The 23,301-nt window shown below is 43.8% G+C and carries 15 protein-coding genes and 1 riboswitch; of the genes, 9 read left to right on the forward strand and 6 right to left on the reverse strand.

The features are described from left to right. Positions 1-479: 479 nt before the first annotated feature. A complete protein-coding gene (locus tag AB6E85_RS17045) occupies positions 480-1,760 on the reverse strand; it encodes a sodium:proton antiporter (RefSeq protein WP_050634980.1) in 1,281 nt (426 codons plus the stop codon). Positions 1,761-1,928: 168 nt separating this feature from the next. Here AB6E85_RS17045 and metH point away from each other — a divergent pair, with 168 nt between their 5' ends. Beyond that, complete coding sequence (gene metH, locus AB6E85_RS17050) at positions 1,929-5,606, forward strand: methionine synthase (protein ID WP_372143328.1); 3,678 nt, start codon at positions 1,929-1,931, stop codon at positions 5,604-5,606. Positions 5,607-5,724: 118 nt separating this feature from the next. Here the strand turns inward: metH and lysC are convergent, their stop codons facing one another. Beyond that, the gene (gene lysC / locus AB6E85_RS17055; protein WP_059021628.1) at positions 5,725-7,092 is read right to left on the reverse strand and encodes a lysine-sensitive aspartokinase 3; all 1,368 of its coding nucleotides are present in this window, start codon (positions 7,090-7,092) and stop codon (positions 5,725-5,727) included. 108 nt (positions 7,093-7,200) lie between these two features. Beyond that, positions 7,201-7,378: riboswitch (Lysine riboswitch) on the reverse strand. 176 nt (positions 7,379-7,554) lie between these two features. Here lysC and AB6E85_RS17060 point away from each other — a divergent pair. Further along, positions 7,555-8,694 (forward strand): alanine--glyoxylate aminotransferase family protein, encoded by a 1,140-nt coding sequence (locus AB6E85_RS17060; protein ID WP_372143329.1) that lies wholly within the window; start codon positions 7,555-7,557, stop codon positions 8,692-8,694. A gap of 106 nt (positions 8,695-8,800) precedes the next feature. Here the strand turns inward: AB6E85_RS17060 and AB6E85_RS17065 are convergent, their stop codons facing one another. The 4 genes from AB6E85_RS17065 to AB6E85_RS17080 all read right to left on the reverse strand — a co-directional run bounded on the left by AB6E85_RS17065 (position 8,801) and on the right by AB6E85_RS17080 (position 15,318). Beyond that, entirely contained in the window at positions 8,801-10,564 is a 1,764-nt protein-coding gene (locus AB6E85_RS17065; protein ID WP_372143330.1) for a PglL family O-oligosaccharyltransferase, read from the reverse strand. Between the two features lie 96 nt (positions 10,565-10,660). Next, positions 10,661-13,492: an excinuclease ABC subunit UvrA gene (gene uvrA / locus AB6E85_RS17070; protein WP_372143331.1), complete on the reverse strand. Its 2,832-nt coding sequence runs from the start codon at positions 13,490-13,492 to the stop codon at positions 10,661-10,663. A 149-nt stretch (positions 13,493-13,641) separates the two neighbouring features. After that, positions 13,642-14,514, reverse strand: coding sequence for a UTP--glucose-1-phosphate uridylyltransferase GalU (galU, locus tag AB6E85_RS17075; protein ID WP_017061340.1), 873 nt, complete (start codon positions 14,512-14,514; stop codon positions 13,642-13,644). Positions 14,515-14,670: 156 nt separating this feature from the next. Further along, positions 14,671-15,318, reverse strand: coding sequence for a LuxR C-terminal-related transcriptional regulator (locus tag AB6E85_RS17080; protein WP_029405754.1), 648 nt, complete (start codon positions 15,316-15,318; stop codon positions 14,671-14,673). Positions 15,319-15,596: 278 nt separating this feature from the next. Here AB6E85_RS17080 and AB6E85_RS17085 point away from each other — a divergent pair, with 278 nt between their 5' ends. The 7 genes from AB6E85_RS17085 to AB6E85_RS17115 all read left to right on the forward strand — a co-directional run bounded on the left by AB6E85_RS17085 (position 15,597) and on the right by AB6E85_RS17115 (position 23,300). Beyond that, complete coding sequence (locus tag AB6E85_RS17085; RefSeq protein ID WP_017061342.1) at positions 15,597-16,154, forward strand: single-stranded DNA-binding protein; 558 nt, start codon at positions 15,597-15,599, stop codon at positions 16,152-16,154. 161 nt (positions 16,155-16,315) lie between these two features. Then, positions 16,316-18,331 (forward strand): RNase E specificity factor CsrD, encoded by a 2,016-nt coding sequence (gene csrD, locus AB6E85_RS17090; protein ID WP_372143332.1) that lies wholly within the window; start codon positions 16,316-16,318, stop codon positions 18,329-18,331. 2 nt (positions 18,332-18,333) lie between these two features. Then, positions 18,334-19,776, forward strand: coding sequence for an MSHA biogenesis protein MshI (locus AB6E85_RS17095; protein WP_372143333.1), 1,443 nt, complete (start codon positions 18,334-18,336; stop codon positions 19,774-19,776). Then, positions 19,776-20,423 carry a type 4a pilus biogenesis protein PilO gene (pilO, locus tag AB6E85_RS17100; RefSeq protein WP_059021618.1) on the forward strand — a complete coding sequence of 216 codons (648 nt, stop codon included), beginning with the start codon at positions 19,776-19,778 and terminating at the stop codon, positions 20,421-20,423. Before AB6E85_RS17095 ends, pilO begins: the two co-directional genes overlap by 1 nt. Further along, complete coding sequence (locus tag AB6E85_RS17105; protein WP_017061346.1) at positions 20,416-20,748, forward strand: hypothetical protein; 333 nt, start codon at positions 20,416-20,418, stop codon at positions 20,746-20,748. Before pilO ends, AB6E85_RS17105 begins: the two co-directional genes overlap by 8 nt. A gap of 15 nt (positions 20,749-20,763) precedes the next feature. Continuing rightward, complete coding sequence (gene mshL / locus AB6E85_RS17110) at positions 20,764-22,407, forward strand: pilus (MSHA type) biogenesis protein MshL (RefSeq protein ID WP_048614823.1); 1,644 nt, start codon at positions 20,764-20,766, stop codon at positions 22,405-22,407. A 53-nt stretch (positions 22,408-22,460) separates the two neighbouring features. Beyond that, entirely contained in the window at positions 22,461-23,300 is an 840-nt protein-coding gene (locus AB6E85_RS17115; protein ID WP_050622248.1) for an ExeA family protein, read from the forward strand. The last annotated feature ends 1 nt before the right edge of the window (position 23,301 follow it).

Below are 23,301 nucleotides of genomic sequence, written 5' to 3' on the forward strand. Positions count from 1 at the left end.
ATTTCACAATAATTCATCAATCTTAATTAGATCACATTTTTACTTTAATTGGTATTAGTGCAGCCTTGCTGTATTTAATGACTTAGTTCAAAGCTAAAGCTTTCTGTTTACCACTCATCTAGCTCCGTAGTCCTGTGAATAACTAACGCTATTCTAGAGAGACATTGATTCCCGTTCTTTGTATTTCCAGGTGAAATGTGAATGAAGCTAATATAACTTGAGAGTGGGTTATTAGAGAGGATAGTGAGTGCGCAGAGGAACGAGTTCTCCGTATGACTTAAGCTCCTTAAAGAGTTCTGTCCAACCACATTAAGGCTTTCGATTACTCAAATATTAGCGGTATCAAATATCGATATGAGCTTTATGTTCCACGCATACCTTTCAGCGATAGCTTCAGTGAGGGAATTGGTGAATTTGACTTTCATTAGGTATAAAAAAGGCCACCTAAATTAGGCAGCCTAGTTTTATATTTTGATATGTTATTTTAACTCTTTCTCAGCTTGTTTTGCTTTCTCTATCATAGGAGTGATTGTTGAGCCTTGAACCAGAATAGAGAACACAACAACAGCGTAAGTCATGACAAGGATTATCTCTTTAACATCTATTGCTTTGTCTTCAATTACCCAGATACCTGAAGGGATTGAAAGTGCCATGGCTAGTGCTAAGCCACCGCGTAAACCACCCCAAGTTAGAATCTTAATAGACCACGGGTTGTAAGTTCTAAAGCGTTTAAATCCGATGTAAGACAAGAAAACACTCAAGTAGCGTGCACTCAATACTAGAGGGACTGCGAACGCCATTAAGATCCAGTCTTCTTGGTGGAATTTGAATAATAGCATCGACATACCAATTAATAGGAATAATACGCCGTTTAAGAATTCATCTATCAATTCCCAGAAATGATCTAGGTGATCTTCACTCTCTTTCGAGAATCCGATAAAGCGAGTCCAGTTACCAATCATGATACCTGATACCACCATCGCTAATGGGCCTGATACATGTAGAACTTCAGCAAACGCATAACCAGCAGTTGGGATACCGATAGTTAATAGCAACTCCATCGAGTGGTCATCGGTATTGCTGATTAGGTAATGGAATACAAGACCTAAAACAAAGCCATAGACAATGCCGCCAATCGCCTCTTGGACGAATAGCATGGTCACACTGCCGACGGTTGGAGCCTCTGTACCAAATGCGATAGTAAATAGGGTTACGAAGATCACTAAGCCAAAACCATCGTTAAATAGAGACTCTCCTTCGATTTGAGTAGAGATTCTTCTGGGCGCATCGAGCTTCTTTACGATTGCTAATACGGCGATTGGGTCGGTTGGAGATATTAGCGAGCCAAAGAGTAGGCAGTAAATCAGATCAAATTGAATACCGATGAACTGACAGAACCCGTAAAGCACAAAACCGATAAAGAAGGTTGAAAACAGCGTAGCACCTAACGCGAGTACTGTTATTTCCCATTTCTGGTCTTTTAGGTTTGGTAATTTAATCCCCAAACCGCCGGCAAAGAGTAAGAAGCCCAATATTCCCTTTAGTAGGAAATCCTCAAAGTTGATGCTGGCAACGGTTTCTGAGGCGATGTCAGCCAGTTGGAACCAATTGTTTTGTCCCGCAATGATAATCAATAGAGATAACATCATTGAGCCAGCTGTGATGGCGATGGTTGTCTGCATTTTACCAATTTTGGTATTAACGAAAGCAATAAGCATGGCTGCAGCGGACAAGAAGCATAAGGTGTAATAGACCGACATTGGGATTCCAACATGTAACAAAGTATGAATATGAATTTTCGTTGTCTCATGCTCAAATAGCAAACATTTTTTGTCATGACTCAGTAATCAATTTCCTTTTTTAGACGTCTAGACTCCTTTTTAATGTGTGATAGGATGGAGGGATAATTAAAGGAATGAGGTTGTACCGTGGGAAGTAATGTAAGGCAAAAGATTGACGCTCTGTTGAAGCAACGAATTTTACTGATTGATGGTGGCATGGGCACCATGATTCAGGATTATAAATTGGAAGAGCAAGACTATCGTGGTGAACGCTTTGCTGATTGGCACAGTGACTTGAAGGGCAACAATGACCTTTTAGTTCTTACACAGCCTAAGCTTATCAAAGATATCCATTCAGAATACTTGGAAGCTGGGGCAGACATCCTCGAAACCAATACCTTTAACGCTACAACCATCGCTATGGCCGACTATGATATGGAAAGCCTTAGTGAAGAGATTAACTTTGCTGCTGCCAAGCTTGCTCGTGAAGCAGCTGATGAATGGACCGCAAAGACCCCAGATAAGCCTCGTTTCGTAGCGGGTGTATTAGGTCCAACCAACCGAACTTGTTCTATATCCCCTGATGTAAACGATCCTGGTTACCGTAATGTTAGCTTTGACGAACTGGTTGAAGCTTATTCTGAATCGACTCGCGCGCTCATTAAGGGCGGTTCAGATTTAATTCTTATTGAAACTATCTTCGATACGTTAAACGCAAAAGCGTGTGCTTTTGCGGTTGAATCTGTTTTCGAAGAAGTAGGTACCAGTCTGCCAGTGATGATTTCCGGTACCATCACTGATGCATCAGGTCGTACCCTTTCAGGACAGACGACAGAAGCATTCTACAACGCCCTTCGTCATGTAAAACCTATCTCATTCGGATTGAACTGTGCATTGGGCCCTGATGAACTGCGTGAGTATGTCGGTGAGATGTCTCGTATCTCAGAGTGCAATGTTTCTGCTCACCCTAATGCGGGTTTGCCTAATGCATTTGGTGAGTATGACCTTTCTCCTGAGGATATGGCTGAACATGTTAAAGAGTGGGCTGAAAGTGGCTTCTTGAACCTAATTGGTGGGTGTTGTGGTACTACTCCAGAGCATATCCGTCAAATGGCTGAGGCCGTTGAAGGTGTAACGCCGCGTCAATTGCCAGACTTACCTGTTTCTTGTCGTCTTTCGGGACTAGAGCCACTGACGATAGCTAAAGAATCTTTGTTTGTGAATGTAGGTGAACGGACCAATGTTACCGGCTCTGCACGCTTTAAGCGCCTAATCAAAGAAGAGCTCTACGACGAAGCGTTGAGTGTAGCTCGAGAGCAAGTCGAGAATGGTGCTCAAATTATCGATATCAACATGGATGAAGGGATGCTAGACGCCGAGGCGTGTATGGTTAAATTCCTGAATCTATGTGCTTCAGAACCTGAAATCTCGAAAGTACCTGTTATGGTCGATTCTTCTAAGTGGGAAGTTATCGAAGCTGGCCTAAAGTGTATTCAAGGCAAAGGCATCGTCAACTCCATCTCTCTAAAAGAAGGCAAAGAGAAGTTTGTTGAGCAAGCCAAATTAGTTCGTCGTTATGGTGCTGCTGTCATCGTGATGGCGTTTGATGAAGTCGGGCAGGCTGATACTCGAGAGCGTAAAGTCGAGATCTGTACTAATGCCTACAACATTCTTGTTGATGAAGTCGGTTTCCCGCCAGAAGATATTATTTTTGACCCGAACATTTTCGCAGTGGCGACGGGTATCGATGAACATAACAACTATGCGGTTGATTTCATTGAGGCAGTTGGGGACATCAAACGCGATCTCCCGCATGCGATGATCTCTGGTGGCGTGTCGAATGTTTCATTCTCATTCCGCGGTAATAACTACGTCCGTGAGGCTATTCACGCGGTATTCCTGTATCACTGTTTTAAAAACGGTATGGATATGGGCATTGTAAACGCTGGTCAGTTGGAAATTTACGATAATGTTCCAGAAGATCTGCGTGATGCTGTTGAAGATGTCGTACTAAACCGTCGTGATGATTCGACTGAACGATTGCTGGATATGGCGACCGAATATCTAGAGCGTGCTGTCGGTAAGGTTGAAGATAAATCTGCATTAGAGTGGCGCACTTGGCCTGTAGAGAAGCGTTTGGAGCACTCTTTGGTAAAAGGTATCACCGACTTTATTGTTGAAGATACCGAAGAAGCTCGCGTTAATGCCTCTCGTCCTATTGAAGTGATTGAAGGTCCTCTAATGGACGGCATGAACGTTGTTGGTGACCTATTTGGTGAAGGTAAGATGTTCTTACCACAGGTTGTAAAGTCTGCGCGTGTGATGAAGCAGGCGGTTGCCCACTTAGAACCATTCATTAATGCATCCAAAGAAGTGGGCGCAACTAACGGTAAGATATTGTTAGCGACCGTTAAAGGTGACGTTCACGATATCGGTAAAAATATCGTTGGCGTGGTTTTACAATGTAATAACTACGAGATTATCGATCTGGGTGTGATGGTTTCTTGTGAGAAGATTCTTAAGGTAGCCAAAGAAGAGAATGTCGACATTATTGGCCTGTCTGGACTGATTACACCGTCTCTTGATGAAATGGTACATGTTGCTAAAGAGATGGAGAGACAGGGCTTCAAGCTGCCTCTTCTGATTGGCGGCGCAACCACATCTAAAGCTCACACAGCAGTTAAGATTGAGCAGAATTATTCAGAACCTGTTGTATACGTAAATAATGCCTCGCGTGCAGTGGGTGTTTGTACTTCACTACTTTCTGATGAATTGAAACCCGCTTTCGTTGAGAAGCTAGATATCGATTATGATCGCGTTCGAGATCAGCACAATCGTAAGAAGCCTCGTACCAAGCCTGTCACGCTTGAAAGAGCTCGTGCCAATAAAGTTGCTATCGATTGGGATGCGTATACGCCACCGGCACCCGCTAAGCCGGGAGTTCACATCTTCAATGATTTTGATGTGGCGACTTTGCGTCAGTATATCGACTGGACTCCATTCTTTATGACATGGTCATTGGTTGGTAAGTACCCAGCTATTTTGGACCATGAAGAAGTGGGTGAAGAGGCAAAACGTTTATTCAAAGATGCTAATGATTTACTGGATCGCGTAGAGAAAGAGAAGTTGCTTGAAGCGCGTGGCATGTGTGCCATGTTCCCAGCGAACAGTGTTGGTGATGATATTGAGGTTTATACCGATGAGTCTCGTACCGAAGTTCTAAAAGTTCTACACAATCTTCGTCAACAAACAGAGAAACCAAAAGGCTTTAACTATTGCCTGTCAGATTACATTGCGCCAAAAGAAAGCGGTAAAGCGGACTGGATTGGTGGCTTTGCGGTGACGGGTGGTATTGGTGAGCGAGAGCTGGCTGATGAATACAAAGCGAAAGGCGATGACTACAACGCAATCATGATTCAGGCGGTTGCAGACCGATTGGCTGAAGCGTTCGCTGAATACTTGCATAAAGAAGTGAGAAAGGACATTTGGGGCTACTCACCAGATGAGGATTTGTCTAACGACGATTTGATTCGAGAGAAATACCAAGGTATTCGCCCAGCTCCAGGTTACCCTGCTTGCCCTGAGCATACAGAGAAAGGCACGTTGTGGGAGTTGATGGATGTTGAAAAGGCAATCGACATGTCATTAACGACAAGCTACGCGATGTGGCCTGGTGCTTCGGTATCTGGTATGTACTTCTCACATCCTGATGCTAGATACTTTGCTATTGCACAGATTCAACAGGATCAAGTGGACAGCTATGCTGACCGCAAAGGTTGGGATATGTTAGAAGCCGAGAAGTGGTTAGGTCCAAACATTAACTAGTTTGAATCTACGACGAGCTTTGATTCGTATAGTAAAAAAGAGAAAGGGTTGCTTAGTAGCAACCCTTTTTGTATCTATGATTTAGTTAGTTATTTATCTGTTGGTGATAAACGCATTTTTATTCAAACAATTCTTGGTGCAGTTTTTGAATCGCCAACTTAGAAACAGATTCATCTAGCAAGAAACACAGGTTGTGTGGGCTTGCTCCGTAACAAATCATGCGTAGGTTGAAATCTTCAAGAGTGCCGAATACCTGCTTCGCATAGCCTTTGCTTTCACTCATGTTGTTACCAATGAGTGCAACAAGGCATAGGTCGTGTTCAATATCGACAGAACACAGCTCTTCAAGTTCAAGGCGAGCGGCTTCAGGTAACTCCGGAGCACCACCTGATGTGTCTGTTTGATCCAGAGTAAGTGACACACTGATCTCTGAGGTAGTGATAAGATCGACAGAGATCTTATGTTTAGCAAGGATCTCGAATACCTTTGCCAAAAAGCCATAGGCATGGAACATGTTAGCACTGCGTAGCGTAACCATAGTTTGGTTGCAGCGTAGGGCAAGCGCTCTAAATAGAGGAGAGCTCTCAACTTCTTGACGAATCCAAGTTCCACCGAGCTCTGGCGCTTTAGAAGAGCCGACAAATACCGGTATTTGGTGGCGTAGTGCAGGTACTAGAGTTGATGGGTGCAAGATCTTCGCACCAAAGTTTGCCATTTCCGATGCTTCACTAAAGCTGATCTCTGGGATAGGAGAGGCTTTAGGTGCAATACGAGGGTCAGTGGTGTAGATACCCGGAACATCCGTCCAGATTTCTAAGCCAATCGCCTGTACAGATTCTGCAATCAGTGCTGCTGAGTAATCACTGCCACCTCGGCCTAAAGTCGTGGTGTTGCCTTCACTATCAGCACCAATAAAACCTTGGGTAACGACAACTTGTTGTTGGCAAAGTGGAATAAGTTTCTCTTGCGCTAGAGCGGCAATATCTTCTAGTTGAGGTTCGGCTTTACCAAAATCATCATTAGTACGCATCACATCTCTGATATCAAAGCGAACAGCAGGAGTGCCTCGTTCACGAATGATCTGAGCCAAGATGTGTGTCGACATCAACTCGCCACATGCGACAAGGTGATCCGTCAGTTTAGTGCTTGTTTGGAATGATGCAGCCTCTGCAGCGCTCGCAATGTCATCAAGAATGCTGTGAACTTCTTTTTCGATGCTGATTGGGTCTGCGAGTTGGTCAAGAATTGCGTTATGAATGTCCGCTAATTGCGCCATTAGTTCCTGACGACGAGCTTTGTCTTGAACACCATTTGCCAGTTCAACCAGCAAATTAGTGACACCAGAGCATGCACTACTCACGACCAGTTTCGTGTTTGAGTTGTTTTCAATAATGGCAGCACAACGGCTCATTGCTTCAAAGTTGGCAACACTTGTTCCACCAAACTTAGCGACATTAAAAGAACCAGCTACATTAGATGCACTCACGATATATCTCCCACGACTTCCTAAAATAAAATTACGGTTGGGTAATCCAACGTCCGATGTTTTTCGAAGAGAGTTTTAGAGCAAAAAGAGAGGAATTATTAGAATAGTAACCTCAGAAGCTCTTCACCATATAGAAATGGCGACAGTTGACGGGATTCAGCCCGCTCAACCGATAATAAAGGTCCTGCATCCTTTTATTATCTCGGCACTGCTCCCCATAAATGTTTTGTATTGGAAATGCGGTTCCACAAAACATCTGCCTGGGCAGTGCTCCTCTTCTGCTAGATAGCCGTTTCATTGAACGTTTTTGTGGTAACAATGTCAATCCGTAACTTGAGATAATTGAAAAATAATTTTAACAATTATGTGACAGTGGTTTGACCTCAATACTTATGGCTAATTGCTGAGGTAATCAATTTGCTTTAGGGTGGATTGTTCACAACATTAACGTAAGGGATGTACATGTCTAATTTAACACTCACTACTGCTATCAATAGCTTTTATCCACCACACCGAACGTTAATGGGGCCTGGTCCTTCTGATATCTCACCTCAAGTGCTGCAGGCTTTGAGCCGTCCAACCATAGGTCACCTAGATCCGCTGTTTATTGAGATGATGGATGAGCTTAAACAGCTTCTTAAATACGCTTTTCAGACTGAAAACGAATTTACGATTGCCGTTTCTGCACCGGGCAGTGCGGGTATGGAGACCTGTTTTGTTAACTTGATTGAGCCTGGTGAAAAGGTGATTGTTTGTCGTAATGGTGTCTTCGGTGAGCGTATGCGAGAAAACGTGGTGCGTTGTGGTGGCGAAGCCATTCTTGTTGATGACGAGTGGGGCAAGCCCGTTTCAGTTGAAAAGGTAGAACAAGCATTGGCAGAAAATCCCGATGCTGTTGCTGTTGCATTTGTGCATGCAGAGACGTCTACTGGAGCATTATCTGATGCTCAAGCTATCTCTGCTGTCGCTCGTCAGTTTGATGCGTTAACGATTGTTGATGCGGTGACATCGTTAGGTGGTGTGCCATTGCTGGTTGATGAGTGGCAGCTCGATGCGGTTTATTCTGGCAGTCAAAAGTGTCTGTCTTGTGTGCCAGGGCTATCTCCAGTGACTTTCTCTCAGCGTGCGGTTGATAAAATGAAAGCCCGCCAAGCGCCAGTACAAAGCTGGTTCTTGGATCAAAGTTTAGTACTAGGTTATTGGAGTGGAGAAGGTAAGCGTAGCTACCACCATACTGCACCTGTGAACAGCCTTTATGCTCTACATGAGTCGCTGGTTTTGTTGAAAAATGAAGGCCTAGATAATGCGTGGTCTCGTCACCATGCGATGCACCAAGAGCTTAAAGAAGGCGTAGAAGCTCTAGGGTTAAAGTTTGTGGTTGATGAAGAGAGCCGCCTGCCGCAGCTTAACGCACTTTATTTCCCAGAAGGAATTGATGAGGCTAAGATCAGAACGCAGCTTTTAGAAGAATATAATCTTGAAATCGGTGCTGGGCTGGGCTCTTTGGCTGGTAAGGCATGGCGTATTGGCCTGATGGGCTACGGCGCTCGTAAAGAGAACGTCGCGTTGTGCCTAAAAGCGCTAAAAGATGTTTTGAAATAGCTGTAATAAACTAAAATTAGAAAGAAAAGCGCACGAGAGATCGTGCGCTTTTTTGTATCTAGCCAAGCTCCTATTTAAATGGTGCTTGCGTTGCGAATTCTTAACATTATTCTGCAGACGAAACGTTATCTTCTGCCTGTGACACTTTCTTATACTGAACCTTTGAAAAGTCTCTGTTAGGGAATAAAAAGTTCGCTTCGCTACGAATTTGCTCTGCCTTACTCTCTTCACCTAGGCCTTGATACGCCAGAATCAGATTGCTGTAGAAAGCCGGTCTTGGTTTACTCTTTATGATCTCCAGTGACCAATCGATGTAAGGCTGTATAAGGCTCGGGTCGGCTTTGTAGAGACCAATATTAAGGTAAGTGCTGTATATGTCCCAGTCGTAGCGATCTTTCCACACCACTGGGTTCGTTACCTGCTTTAGAATGTCCGGGTTTTTAGGCTTAGAAAGTTCAAACTTAGTCAGTACATAGTTGGTGTGCAGGGCGCTCAACATATAAAAACTGACTAAGATAGGTATCACTAAGCTCGAGACTCTAAACAGGGTTTTACTGATGATACTGAACGGCTGTTGATAATGTCGGGAAGAGCGTTGATCGACCCAGTAAATCAAAATAATGAATGTTATCCAGTGAATGGCCGAGTGGTAAAAAGGATACTCAAGTTGAGAGTGCAAAAGGATCGGGATGAATAACGCGAGCAGGGCTAGACGCGTTCCCTTTGCTGAACTTGCGATGCGTGACATCACCAATATTGCAGCAATCAAGATCCCGATGATTGGTACAATCCCCCCTTCAACTCCCCAAAACAGGAACTCATTGTGCGGGTGATCCATTGAAGGAAGACCTGGGTGATAGTCCGAGTTGAGTTGATGTTGGCGAGCCGTATATAGCGTGTATTCAGACTCAAATTTCCCGTAACCATAACCTGTAAATGGCTTTTCGATCATCATATCTAAAGCTTGCGGAAAGGTATAAGCGCGCGGGCTTTCTAAGTTAGCTCTTTTACTTGCGAGGCTATCTGTCGCACTGAGGTTGATCACCGTAAACGCGACGACGATACCGACGAGCACTGATGCGCACCATCCGTAGAAGCGTTTCTTGGTCGAGAACTTGTATAGATAGGGCAGAATGCAGATAAACCCAATGATAGCGGCCAACCATCCGGTACGTGATGCGATGATGATCAGCAAAGGCACAGTTAAGGTTGGAGTTAAATACAGTAGGAATGATTCGCTAATTTTGTGATTATATTTGGCTGGCTGCCTTGCTAAAAGGTAAGCGGACAGCACAAAACCAGTAGCAAGAAAGCTTGCCATTACATTCGGTTGTTGAAATATCCCATATGGTCGGTTTGCCGCTGTGTTGTAGCCAAATAGGTTACCAGGCTCTAATAAGAAATATTGCACATAGCCAAACAGTGCTTGTATAACAACAGCAAGCACAATGAACCACAACATACGTTGCTTGTGTTTATTGCTGAACTTAAATTGCTGCAACACGACGAATAATGCAAAGCCAGCCCATAATCCAAGCAAGCGTCCTGACGCTCCTTGAGGAGCTGCATTACTGTATAAAATAGGTAGCGTGAGTATGATGCAGCTAATCAACAAACCAATCGTTAATTTGGAATACTTGAGTACTCGATTGGTTGCGAGTTGGTAAAAGCCAATTGCTAGCGTGAAGCTTAGCGCTAGCCAAGTGGTAGGGTTAAAGGATAGAGCAAGCCCCGAGCCTCCAGGATTCGGCATGAAAAAATGCATGGCTAACAAGAATACAACAGCTAAAGAAGCCAGAAATGCTTTGTTGAGCGGTAGCTGAGTGACCTGATTTTCTAGCTGGGTACCGCTAGTGTGTATTGTTGCCATAAATCCCTAACCTTATAAAAACAGAGCTTGTTCCTTTTGAAACAAGCTCTGTTACTTTAACATTTTTCTGTCTGCTCGCAGGGCGCTATTTTACACCTACTTCAAATTTAACATAGGCTTAAGGAAGCGAGCAGTGTGTGAACCTTCGACTAACGCCACATCTTCAGGTGTACCTTCTGCAACAATCTCGCCACCACCTTGCCCACCTTCAGGGCCGAGATCTAGGATCCAGTCTGCTGTTTTAACGACATCTAGGTTGTGCTCAATCACGACCACTGTATTACCGTGATCACGCAATCTATGTAATACCGTCAGTAGCTGCTGGATATCGTGGAAATGAAGGCCTGTTGTTGGCTCATCGAGAATGTATAAGGTTTTTCCCGTGTCTCGTTTCGATAGCTCACGCGCCAACTTAACACGTTGTGCTTCACCACCAGATAAGGTTGTTGCTGCTTGCCCAAGGCGAATGTAGGAAAGGCCAACGTCCATGAGTGTTTGCAGTTTACGTGCAATCACTGGAACTGGATTGAAGAACTCTCGTGCATCTTCCACAGTCATCTCTAGAACTTCGTCAATGGTTTTACCCTTGTAGCGGACCTCTAGTGTCTCACGGTTATAGCGCTTGCCTTTACACACATCACAAGGCACATACACATCGGGTAAGAAGTGCATCTCTACCTTGATTACGCCATCGCCCTGACAAGCCTCACAACGACCACCTCGAACGTTAAAGCTGAATCGACCAGGCTTGTAACCACGAGAGCGTGACTCTTGTGTGCCTGCGAATAGTTCACGAATAGGGGTAAAAATCCCTGTATAAGTTGCAGGGTTTGATCTTGGTGTACGACCTATAGGGCTTTGATCTATGTCGATTACCTTATCAAAATGTTCTAACCCTTTAATCTTTTTGTGCTGTGCTGGAACTGCAGTCGTGGCACCGTTTAATTGAGTGTGGGCGACTTTAAAGAAGGTATCGTTGATAAGTGTTGATTTACCCGAACCTGATACACCCGTAATACAGCTGAACAAGCCAACAGGAATCGTCGCAGTCACATTCTTTAGGTTGTTCCCTGTTGCGCCAACGATCTCTACGACCTTTTTCTTGTCGATAGGTGTTCTCTTTTCAGGTACTGCAATTTCTTTAGCACCGCTCAGGTACTGACCTGTCAAAGAGTTCGGGTTTTCGATGATGTCTTGCATGGTACCTTCTGCCACCACGTGACCACCGTGAACACCTGCCCCCGGGCCGATATCGATAACATGGTCAGCACAACGAATTGCATCTTCGTCATGTTCCACAACAAGCACGGTATTACCTAAGTCTCTGAGGTGTATCAAGGTCTGCAGTAGACGTTCATTATCGCGCTGGTGGAGTCCAATTGATGGCTCATCCAGTACATACATAACGCCAACTAAACCGGCACCGATTTGACTCGCCAAGCGAATACGTTGCGCCTCACCACCAGACAGCGTTTCAGCACTGCGTGATAGGTTAAGGTAGTTCAAACCAACGTTGACTAAGAAATGCAGACGATCATTGATCTCTTTCATCACTTTATCTGCGATCTGCCCACGCTGACCGTCTAGCTTCAATTCTTGGAAAAATTGTAGTGCGTCAGCAATGCTAAGTTCAACGATTTCTGGCAGTGTTGTATCACCAATGAAAACATTACGAGCTTCTAATCTCAGGCGGGTGCCATCACAGCTAGAGCACGATTTGGTTGAGATGTATTTGGCAAGGTCTTCACGCACCGCGCTAGATTCAGTATCACGGTAACGACGCTCTAAGGTATTTAAAATGCCCTCGAATGGATGACGCTTAACTCGAATATCACCTCGGTCATTGATGTACTTGAATTCCACTTCAGTACGACCTGATCCTTTTAGAATAATCTCTTGAGTCTTTTTCGGTAGAGAATTAAATGGTGCATACAGGTCAAAACCATAATGTTCTGACAGCGATGTTAGCATCTGGAAATAGTAGTAGTTCTTTTGATCCCAACCTTTGATCGCTCCTTCTGCAATGCTTAGATTCTCATCTAAAATCACTCGGCTTGGATCAAAATACTGTTGAACACCAAGGCCATCACACGTACCACAAGCACCTGCCGGGTTATTAAATGAGAACAGGCGAGGCTCAAGTTCCTGCATGCTGTAACCACATTTTGGACAAGCGAAGTTAGCAGAGAATACGATTTCTTCTTGATCGGTTTCATCCATCCAACCAACAACCGCAATACCGCCAGATAGCTCCAGTGTTGTTTCAAACGATTCAGCCAAGCGTTGTTGTAGATCTGGGCGTACCTTAAATCGGTCAACCACAACTTCAATGGTGTGCTTCTTATGAAGTTCAAGTGCTGGTGGATCGGATAGATCACAGGTTTCACCATCAATTCGGGCACGGATAAAGCCTTGCGCAGCTAAGTTTTCCAGTGTTTTAACATGCTCACCTTTGCGCTCTTTGACAATCGGTGCCATCAACATCATCTTTGAGCCTTCAGGCAGTTCTAAGACCTTATCGACCATTTGACTGATGGTTTGTGCTGCTAGAGGGATGTTGTGATCTGGACAGCGAGGTTCGCCTACTCGAGCGTAAAGTAGTCTCAGGTAATCATAGACTTCGGTAATGGTACCGACGGTTGAGCGAGGGTTATGTGAAGTCGATTTTTGTTCTATTGAGATAGCTGGAGACAGGCCTTCAATATGGTCGACATCAGGCTTTTCCATAAGAGATAGAAATTGACGAGCGTAAGCAGACAGAGATTCAACATAACGACGCTGACCTTCTGCGTAGAGTGTGTCAAACGCAAGTGACGACTTACCTGAACCTGATAATCCGGTGATGACAGTCAGTTTGTCACGTGGAATGGTTAGGTTGACGTCTTTGAGGTTATGCGTACGAGCGCCTCTAATTTCTATTTTATCCATCTCAATAGACCATGTAATTTTAAGTGGCTAAAGTATTACATAGAGTGAGATTTGTGCAAAGTTTTACTGGATAAAAAAACAGTAAACAAAAAGGGCAACTCAAAGAGTCGCCCTTCCTAAAATCAGTAACGTTAGTGATAAACCAGTCGTTATGCTTCTTTCTTTGTCGAGTGTTTACCTAGCTCGATTTGCTGCTGGTCTTTCTTGTATAGGTTCTCGAAGCAGTAGTTTGTTGCTTCGATATAGCCTTCAACACTACCACAGTCAAAACGCTGGCCTTTAAATTTGTAAGCCAATACACAGCCTGCTTTTGCCTGTTTTAATAGAGCATCAGTGATCTGTATTTCGCCGCCTTTACCTGGTTCAGTCTGCTCGATTAATTCAAAGATATCTGGAGTCAGAATATAACGACCAATGATCGCGAGGTTGCTTGGCGCAGTACCTTGCTCTGGCTTCTCTACCATGTCATCAACTCGGAAAAGGTCATCTTTGATCATTTCGCCTGAGATAACACCATACTTGTGAGTTTCTTCTTCAGGAACTTCTTGTACAGCCACAATAGAACAGCGGAACTGTTTGTATAGCGCAACCATCTGAGCCAATACACCTTGTTGCTCGTTAACACAAAGGTCATCGGCAAGTACAACAGCGAACGGTTCATCACCTACGAGTTCGCGACCCGTCAAGATAGCGTGGCCAAGGCCTTTCATCTCACGCTGGCGAATGTAGGTGAAGTTTGCTGCTTCAATCGTTTCACGGATATTAACCAATAGGTCTTCTTTGTTGGTGCCGCTAATCTGGTGTTCAAGCTCGTAGTTTTTATCAAAGTGATCCATGATCGAGTGCTTACCACGTCCAGTAACGATGCACATTCCATCCATACCAGCTTCGATAGCTTCCTCTACACCGTATTCAATCAGAGGTTTGTTTACGACAGGCATCATTTCTTTAGGCATTGACTTGGTTGCAGGTAAAAAACGTGTACCGTAGCCAGCCGCCGGGAAAAGGCACTTTTTGATCATGATAAGACCCTTTATCTATAATAATTATTGATTCAACTGAGTTGTTGATATTTCTGAGGGCAACTCTAGCACAAGTTATGTCGAAAATTCAGCAACAATACCTATGGTTTACTAGAGCTACCCTCAAAATTATCGTCAGATTAAGAGGCCGATCGATTATGCAAGTAGGTTCTGGTTTGCCCAAGCAATGGCTTGAACCCTATTTTTGACCGCCAACTTACGGAATATCTGATAAAGGTGAGATTTAACCGTGAACTCACTAATAAACAAGTCATCGGCGATTTGTGTGTTTGATGACCCTGATTGAAGGCAGCGGATTACCTGGATCTCGCGAATGGTTAAATCGACATTGGTTGGTGTGGTGTTGGTATTGACCATATTACGATAATAAAACAGCAGTTGATTGGTTACCTTCCTTGGCAGCCAGTTCTCACCATCGATGACTTCTTGAAGACCACGAGCAATCTTGTCTTTTTGCTCGGTGTTGTAAAAGAGCCCTTTTAGTACACCATAAGTAAGAAGCTCAGATGTCGGAAGTTGCTGAGGGACATTGAACAAGATGATCTCATGGTTTTTCCACATAACAGTCAGGTTAGGACAAATAATCAGTAGTTGTGGTACTTCTCTGTAATCGACGAGTAAGATCCGGTTACTCTGCTTTCTATCAACTAGCATTAATTCGTCGGGCGTCATTTTGTAGAGAATAATAGATAAGTGCTTTTCTATCTCTTTTACATGTAGATAGGTGTCGTTTGGGTCGATGCACAGAAAATGCAAAGTGCGAGCGTATCGTGATTTTCTCATTGAAACGTCCTGTTTAATTGGAATTAGATTCCACGTTGTCATGCAGGCTTTCGCTTCTCTAGCGCATTAATAGTGACTTGCGTTGAATATCAATTATCAAAGTAAATGAGTGGTTTGTAAGTGGAGAAAAAAGCAACATCGCTCTGAATATCATGATTTGTTACGTTTTTATTCTTTGTAGTGAGGAGAGAATAGGAATGCGATTTATCACTGCAGAAAAGCATGCTATTCTTGTGCGCTAAAATTTTCTGAGACTATGAATTTAGACGGAGCAAATCATGGCTAGCCGTGGAGTTAACAAAGTTATATTAGTGGGTAACCTAGGTAATGACCCTGAAATTCGTTACATGCCAAATGGCGGCGCAGTAGCGAACATTACCATTGCAACGTCAGAGTCATGGCGTGATAAAGCAACTGGCGAGCAGCGTGAAAAAACAGAATGGCACCGTGTTGCTCTGTTTGGCAAGCTAGCGGAAGTTGCTGGTGAGTACCTACGTAAAGGTTCTCAAGTTTACATTGAAGGTCAACTTCAAACTCGTAAATGGCAAGATCAAAGCGGTCAAGATCGCTACACAACAGAAGTGGTTGTTCAAGGCTTCAATGGTGTAATGCAAATGCTTGGCGGCCGTGCTCAAGGTGGTGCTCCTGCTCAAGGTGGCATGGGTAACAACCAACAGCAAGGTGGTTGGGGTCAGCCACAGCAGCCACAACAACAGCAGCAACAATACAGTGCTCCAGCTCAACAGCAGCCAAAAGCACCTCAACAAGCTCCTCAGCAGGCTCAACCTCAATATAATGAGCCGCCAATGGATTTTGATGATGACATCCCATTTTAAGCCCTGTTTTTAATATATTATAAAAACAGTATTAAATTGGAAAAAGCCGCGTTCATCGCGGCTTTTTGTTACCTACAATTCTTAACGCTTTATTTACAACGTCAATTTATAGTATAAGTAGCAATACGGTATAATGTGAGTTGAAAAGGATTTCGTTATTCATGAGATATACCCCGACACTAAAATTGAGCACTCGATTGGTCGCATTTGTCACCGTGATCGTGATCAGCGCGATGTTCATTCTTTTTATTGGTGGCACACTTTCCTTTAAGCGTATTGGACAGGAATATTTAGACCATTATTTGGTTGGCATTGTCGACGTTGTAGATAAAGAGATGGAAGACCCCGACGCCGCGTATTCAATGCAGCGTTGGATGCCTAAGATGTTGCAGGCGAGCAATATTGTTGAGATGAAACTCTCGAACAAGACTGGCATCGTTTATCGTTTCAAAGATACTTCCCCACAAATTGATCCCAATCGTCTTTATGAGAAAAGCTTCATTTTAGAGCGTAATGAAGGCTACCGAATCGAATTTAAAGCGCTTCCTCCTTATATTGGCTACAACTACTCAATGGAAGCGATGTGGTCAATTACTTTGGCTGTCGCATTGGTCCTTTTCTGTCTTGCTCGTGGTGTTCGTTGGTTGAAAGAGCAGCTCATGGGTTCTGAGATTTTGGAAGAGCGAGGAAGAATGATCTTGGCCGGTCAGGTTGAAGCTCATGCAAAGGGAGATGAGCGAGAGTGGCCTTACACCGCAAGTGAAGCCTTAGATGTCTTGATCGAAGAGCTGCAAGATGCTCGTCAAGAGCGAAGTCGCTTTGATACCTTTATTCGTACTCACACCTTCCTAGATAAACTCACAGGAACGGCAAACCGAGTTTTATTCGATAATAAGCTGGAATCGGCACTGCATGAAAGTGGCGCACGAGGCGGTGTGTTACTGATACGTATCGACGAATGGGAGCAAGTTAGTGATGCAAACGACAAGCAAACCACTGACGGCTTTATTATCGAAGTCGGTGAAGTACTGTCGAATATCGTTCAGCGCTATCCCGATGTCATTTTTTCGCGCTATTACGAAGCGGACTTTGCTGTATTTATCCCTCATCAGGGCGCAAAAGATATTGCGACCTTGGCTGCTCAGTGTTTAAGGCAGTTAGATAAGCTAACTCCGCCAAAGCCTTTAGAGTCGGATAACTGGTGTCATATTGGTGTGACCATGTATACCGAAGGTGAGCGTCATAGCCAGATCATGGATGAAACGGAAACGGCACTAAAGAGTGCTCAGTTAGAGCGTATTAATAACTGGAGCCGTTACCCGAAAGAGAATAAGAATGAGCTTGATAGAGGCAGTGTTCGTTGGAGAACATTACTTGATAAAGCGCTGCTTCCTGAAAATTTAGTAATCTTTGCTCAGCGGTGTTATCTTATGCCGGAATCTGGTCAAGTTAATGAATTACATAGAGAAATATTTACTAGAATTCAGGATCCTGACAAAGGTTTATTGAAATCGTCTCGATTTATGCCTGCGGTAGAGCAAGTGGGTTATCAAGCTCAAATGGACCAATCGGTTCTAAAGGTTATGTTGAAATCGTTGAAAGAATCAACTCAACCTATCAACTATTCAGTGAATCTGAATGTTACCCCGTTTGCTAATAAACAGCACTTTAAGTGGTTTAGGAGTGAGTTGTTACAGCTCTCTGCTCAACACCGCTCTCAGCTTGCGTTTGAGTTTTCAGAAGGGCACTTGATTGCTCATCTTGATTATATGAGACCGGTGGCAAAGATGTTGCGAGGTTTAGGGTGTAAAGTTGTGGTTGGCCAAGCTGGGCGAACCATTGTTAGCACTCACTATATAAAGGATTTGAAGGTTAGTTATATTAAGCTTCATCGAAGCCTAATAAAGAAAATCGATCAAAGGCATGAGAACCAACTGTTTGTTCGCAGCTTAATTGGGGCGTGTGGTGATTCTCCAACTCAAGTTATTGCCGTTGGAGTCGAGACAAAACAAGAAAAGAATACCTTGATAGAGTTAGGCATTAACGGCTATCAAGGAAGATATTTCGACGAAGAACAACAAATTATCCCTTTGCCTAATCAAGCAGAAAAGGCCGCGAAAGCGGAATCTGTTGTCAAAGTTGGACGAAGAAATCGATGGCGTAAGAGTAGTAGTTAAGAATGAATTTTAAAGCGATTTTAGACAAAATAAAGCCAACGAATAATAAAGGTAGCTCGCAAGTTGTCTTGCTGGGCAATGACGCCATTTATATTTCATCGACAGAACAAGATCCTCAAGTAGCCAGCATTCCAGTGGTTAATGGGGACTGGGAGAGTGCGCTAAAAAAATCGCTTAGCAGTGAGGCGTTTACCAGTAATAGCGTCCAACTGATTGTCTGTACTAACTACTACCAAACCTACCAAATTAATAAACCGGACATTCCAGAGAGTGAATGGTCGGTAGCACTGCCTTTTTTACTCAAAGATCTTGTTTCAGAAAGAGTCACGGAAATTACTGCGAGTGCGGTCTCGTTACCAACGTCGAACAAGCTGCAAGTATATGTCCTGCCTAAAAAGCTGTTGGACAAGCTTTTGAATATCACTAATTCGGCTCAGGTTGAATTAATAGGTGTTGCTCCTGAAGATGAAATCTGGGGTTACAGTGCAGGCGAACTGTCTAATTTCATTCTTTTACAACGTAGCGTCAATTCACACTTTAAATTGGGTGCGTTTGTCGAAAATACCGTTTGTTTTCAAAGAACCATCCGCAGTGTTGTGCCACCTTTAACGGGTGTTGCGTCAAGTGCTCTGCAGTTAGATGGCCTCGCTTTAGAGCTTCAACGCTCGATTGATTACCTTTCTTCTCAAATTAAAGGCACCCAGCTTCACCAGCTTAAAATCTGTTGTGACGAAGAAGATGAAGCAGAGTTACAAAGTGCCTTAAACAGTACATTGAGCTCGACAGTTTCATTGTTGGTTGAAGGTGAGCGTGATAATTCAGAGAGTTTGTTGGTTAAACTCGCAGCGGAAAAAGAGACGTTTAAGGTCAATCTTTACCCAGAACACCTTAAGCCTAAAAAAGAATATTTTACGCTGACCAATGTTGTTGCGAGCTGGGGAGTAGTTTGTGTTTTGCTGCTTGGTGGTTACTTCGCAATACAGTATCAAGTTTCTAATCTCGATAAAGAACTAACAGCCCTGCAACAAGACTCGAATCAACTTAACAAGCAAGTTAACCAATTGAATAGTAAGTTAACTCAGCATAAACCGTCGCCAGAGAAAGTCGCGGCGGTTGCGCGTCTCAAACGTGAGACTGAGGCTAAAAAAGAGGCTTTGAAGGCTGTTGGGCAATACGACGAATCCCAACAAGTCGGGTATTCTGGCGTCATGAATTCCTTAGCTAAATTAGGCCGAAATGACATCTCTCTTTCGCACATCTACATGACCCACGATACTTTAGATCTTAGTGGCTTGGCTCGTAACGCAAATGTCGTTCCGAACTGGATTGGTCAGTTTAAAAGTGAGCTTAATTTAGTCGGACGCACTTTTGAAAAACTAAAAATTGGCCGTAATGATCAGGATGTGGTGACGTTTGAGCTAAGTACTCGTCGGGAGAGTAAATAATGCAGCAGTGGAACCAGCTGAGCGATAAGTTTCTTGCATTAAGTCAAAGAGAAAAATGGCTACTTTTTGTGTGTGGTTTTGTTGGCCTATCGATGTTGTTGTTCACCTTATTGGTTGAGCCTGCGTATCTCGATCTACAAGCTAAAAATGCCAAGGCGACCAGCCTGACTCAATCGAATCAAAGGCAGCAGGGTGAGTTACTTGTTCTGCAAGCTAAGTTAAACAAAGACCCAGACAAAGACATTAATCGAGAGTACAAAAAGCTGCTACTGGAGAGCCAAGATCTCTCTCTTCAGCTTTCGCAGATTGTCGATGGATTAATCACACCTTCTCAAATGTCGCAGTTACTGGAGAGCGTTCTTAACGCCGGTAATGGACTAAAGCTTGAATCGCTAGAGTCATTAAAACCAGAAGCGATTTCGAACAATAAAGAGACCAGCGAATATTCAGGCTACTTTCTTCATCCCGTAAGAATGGAGCTAACTGGAAGTTACTTTGATATCTCAGCTTACCTTCAAGCGCTTGAGTCTCTCCCTGTGAGTTACTACTGGCGCACATTTGAATACTCAGTAGAAGAATACCCCAAAGCTCGACTGGTGTTCGAGGTTTACACATTAGGTACTAGACAGGAGTTTATCGGTGGTTAGAACTCTTTTGTTATCCTTGCTATTTAGTAGTTCCTTTGTGTGGGCTGAGCAAGATCCAACGGCGCCATTAGGCTGGCTTTCACCTCAACAGAAAACGGCGCCGGCTAAGAAAGCACCAACTCGTTATCGCTTGCCTTCTTTAGAAAGCATCGTGTGTAAGGGAGATACGCCTTGCTATGCGATTATGAATGGTCAGATTCTCGGACAAGGGGAAACGATCAGAGGGTACCGAGTTAAGAACATAGATCCAGAATACGTCACTCTGCAGAGAAGCTCTAAGCAGTGGAAATTAGAGATGTTCTCTTTAGATGTTAAGAATAATTAAGGTTAGAGTGAAGACATGCGTAAACTTGTAGTAGCAATCCTAGTGTCATCTTTAGTCGGCTGTTCGATGGGGCATAGAGATCCTGTTGAGATTAAAGAGTCTTTAAACGAATCAATTAATGAAGCCAATAGCAGAGCGCTTCATGAGCTGCCTTCGTCGGTTCAAGATGACCTTATGCCTCAGCTTAATTCTGACTCTATGTCTCCGGGTATGGAAACGGTTAAGCGTTTCCGTATTCAGGCAAAAGGCGTTGAAGCGAGAACCTTTTTTGCAAGCCTAGTGAAAGGTACGGAGTATAGTGCGGCTATTCACCCAAGTGTGTCTGGAAACCTTACGCTTAATCTAACGGACGTGACGTTAGATGAGGTACTGGCTGTTGCTCAAGATATGTATGGCTACGATATTGAAAAGCGTGGCAAAGTGATTCAAGTTTACCCTGCCGGTCTTCGCACTGTAACGATCCCTGTCGATTACTTACAAGTTAAGCGTTCTGGTCGCTCACTAACGACGATCACCACAGGCACGATCTCTAACTCAGATTCGAATTCATCGAGCTCTTCAAACTCGAATTCGAACTCAAACTCGTCAAATTCATCTAACTCTTCTAATTCATCAAACTCGACATCGAATGGTGGCACAGAGATTGAAACGACCTCTGAAAGTGATTTTTGGCCGCAGCTTGAAGCGGCGGTTGCTCACTTAATTGGTTCGGGGGATGGGCAAAGCGTTGTCGTGACCCCGCAAGCGAGTGTGATTACCGTGCGTGCTTACCCTGATGAAATTCGTGAGGTTCGAGAGTTCTTAGGTATTTCTCAAAAACGCTTGCAGCGTCAAGTGATCCTAGAAGCCAAAATCATGGAAGTAACCTTGAGTGATGGTTACCAACAAGGTATTAGCTGGTCTAATTTATCTAAATCTATTGGCAGTGGTGGTGTGGTTATCGACCGTCCTGCAAGTACTTTACCTCCATTAGATGCGATCAGCTCTTTGTTAGGCGGACAAACCAATGTAACGATCTCAGATGGCAGTTTCGAAGCGGTATTGAGCTTTATGGATACTCAAGGTGACTTGAACGTTCTATCAAGCCCACGAGTCACAGCGGCAAATAACCAGAAAGCGGTTATCAAAGTGGGTACTGACGAATACTACGTAACAGATTTATCAAGTTCGGTCGGTAGTGGTGATGACGCGAATGTCGCACCTGAGGTTGAATTAACTCCATTCTTTTCTGGTATCTCTTTAGATGTGACCCCTCAGATAGATGATAAAGGTAGCGTGTTCTTACATGTTCACCCAGCGGTTATCGAAGTAGAGGAAGAAGTGAAGGAGCTCAACCTAGGTTCTACGACGGGCTTAGTGCAACTTCCTTTGGCGAAAAGCTCTATTCGTGAGTCTGACTCAGTGATTCGTGCCAAAGATGGCGATGTGGTGGTGATTGGTGGTTTGATGAAATCCAACACCAGTGATGTGACCTCTAAAGTTCCATTCCTTGGTGATATCCCAGCACTTGGTCATTTGTTCCGTAATACCAGCCAATTAACGCAAAAAACTGAGCTTGTGATTTTATTGAAACCGACCATTGTAGGCGTCAATACTTGGCAGTCTGAGTTGGAGCGTTCACGTGACCTTCTTCAACAGTGGTTCCCTGATGAAGAGTAATTGCTTACTTTCTCAATATAGAGTGGCAGTGTCTCACTAAGCTAGGTCGTCGTATGTATCAAGCTCACTTTGGTTTTGAACAACTGCCATTTACCTTAACGCCGAATACCGATTTCTTTTATGGTTTAGCGCCTCATTTCGAAGCGATTCAGACGGTAATCTCGGCGTTGGAAATGGGCGAGGGCGTGATTAAGGTGACCGGAGAGGTAGGCACTGGAAAAACCATGGTTTGCCGGATGTTGGTCAATCACCTACATGACTGTACAGCTCTGATCTACTTACCAAACCCTGTGTTATCAGGGGCAGACTTGCGCCAGGCGGTTGCTACAGAGCTTGGTTTAGCTGTCGATAATGAAGCAACCTTGGTTGATAACATTCAGCACAAGCTTATTGAATTGCACAATTCAGGTTTAAGAGTGGTGGCTATTCTTGATGAAGCTCAGGCTCTATCGGACGAAGCGCTCGAAACATTAAGGTTGTTTGGTAACCTTGAAACGGAAGATAAAAAACTGCTGCAGATTGTCTTATTAGGTCAGCCAGAATTGGATGCTCGATTAGAGGCTTACCACCTAAGGCAGTTTCGCCAAAGAATCACATTTAGTTCGACACTGAGACCGCTGACTCTCGATGAAACGGTGGCGTATATTGATAATCGAATCGCTAAATCGGGTGGCAGTCCTGAGTTATTCAGCTTGAATCAAAAAAAGGCGATCTGTCGTTCGTCGTTAGGTATCCCTAGATTGATAAACCAACTTTGCCATAAGGCTCTATTGCTTTCGTTCAGTGAAGATAAGAAAAGTATCGACAACCAACATCTGTTTTCAGCTATGCATGAAACGTACGATGTGTGTAAGCCTAAATTTAAAACGCCAATACTGTGGGGTTGGAATTAAT

The sequence above is a fragment of the Vibrio sp. 10N.247.311.51 genome (assembly GCF_041467855.1).
Classification (GTDB): domain Bacteria; phylum Pseudomonadota; class Gammaproteobacteria; order Enterobacterales; family Vibrionaceae; genus Vibrio; species Vibrio coralliirubri.

What these genes read in the sequence shown, in the direction of transcription:
- AB6E85_RS17095 (WP_372143333.1), top strand. Translation starts at nt 18,334, where the DNA reads ATGAATTTTAAAGCGATTTTAGACAAAATAAAGCCAACGAATAATAAA.
- AB6E85_RS17065 (WP_372143330.1), bottom strand. Translation starts at nt 10,564, where the DNA reads ATGGCAACAATACACACTAGCGGTACCCAGCTAGAAAATCAGGTCACT.
- csrD (WP_372143332.1), top strand. Translation starts at nt 16,316, where the DNA reads ATGAGATATACCCCGACACTAAAATTGAGCACTCGATTGGTCGCATTT.
- AB6E85_RS17060 (WP_372143329.1), top strand. Translation starts at nt 7,555, where the DNA reads ATGTCTAATTTAACACTCACTACTGCTATCAATAGCTTTTATCCACCA.
- pilO (WP_059021618.1), top strand. Translation starts at nt 19,776, where the DNA reads ATGCAGCAGTGGAACCAGCTGAGCGATAAGTTTCTTGCATTAAGTCAA.
- uvrA (WP_372143331.1), bottom strand. Translation starts at nt 13,492, where the DNA reads ATGGATAAAATAGAAATTAGAGGCGCTCGTACGCATAACCTCAAAGAC.
- AB6E85_RS17045 (WP_050634980.1), bottom strand. Translation starts at nt 1,760, where the DNA reads ATGTCGGTCTATTACACCTTATGCTTCTTGTCCGCTGCAGCCATGCTT.
- AB6E85_RS17085 (WP_017061342.1), top strand. Translation starts at nt 15,597, where the DNA reads ATGGCTAGCCGTGGAGTTAACAAAGTTATATTAGTGGGTAACCTAGGT.
- AB6E85_RS17115 (WP_050622248.1), top strand. Translation starts at nt 22,461, where the DNA reads ATGTATCAAGCTCACTTTGGTTTTGAACAACTGCCATTTACCTTAACG.
- AB6E85_RS17080 (WP_029405754.1), bottom strand. Translation starts at nt 15,318, where the DNA reads ATGAGAAAATCACGATACGCTCGCACTTTGCATTTTCTGTGCATCGAC.
- mshL (WP_048614823.1), top strand. Translation starts at nt 20,764, where the DNA reads ATGCGTAAACTTGTAGTAGCAATCCTAGTGTCATCTTTAGTCGGCTGT.
- galU (WP_017061340.1), bottom strand. Translation starts at nt 14,514, where the DNA reads ATGATCAAAAAGTGCCTTTTCCCGGCGGCTGGCTACGGTACACGTTTT.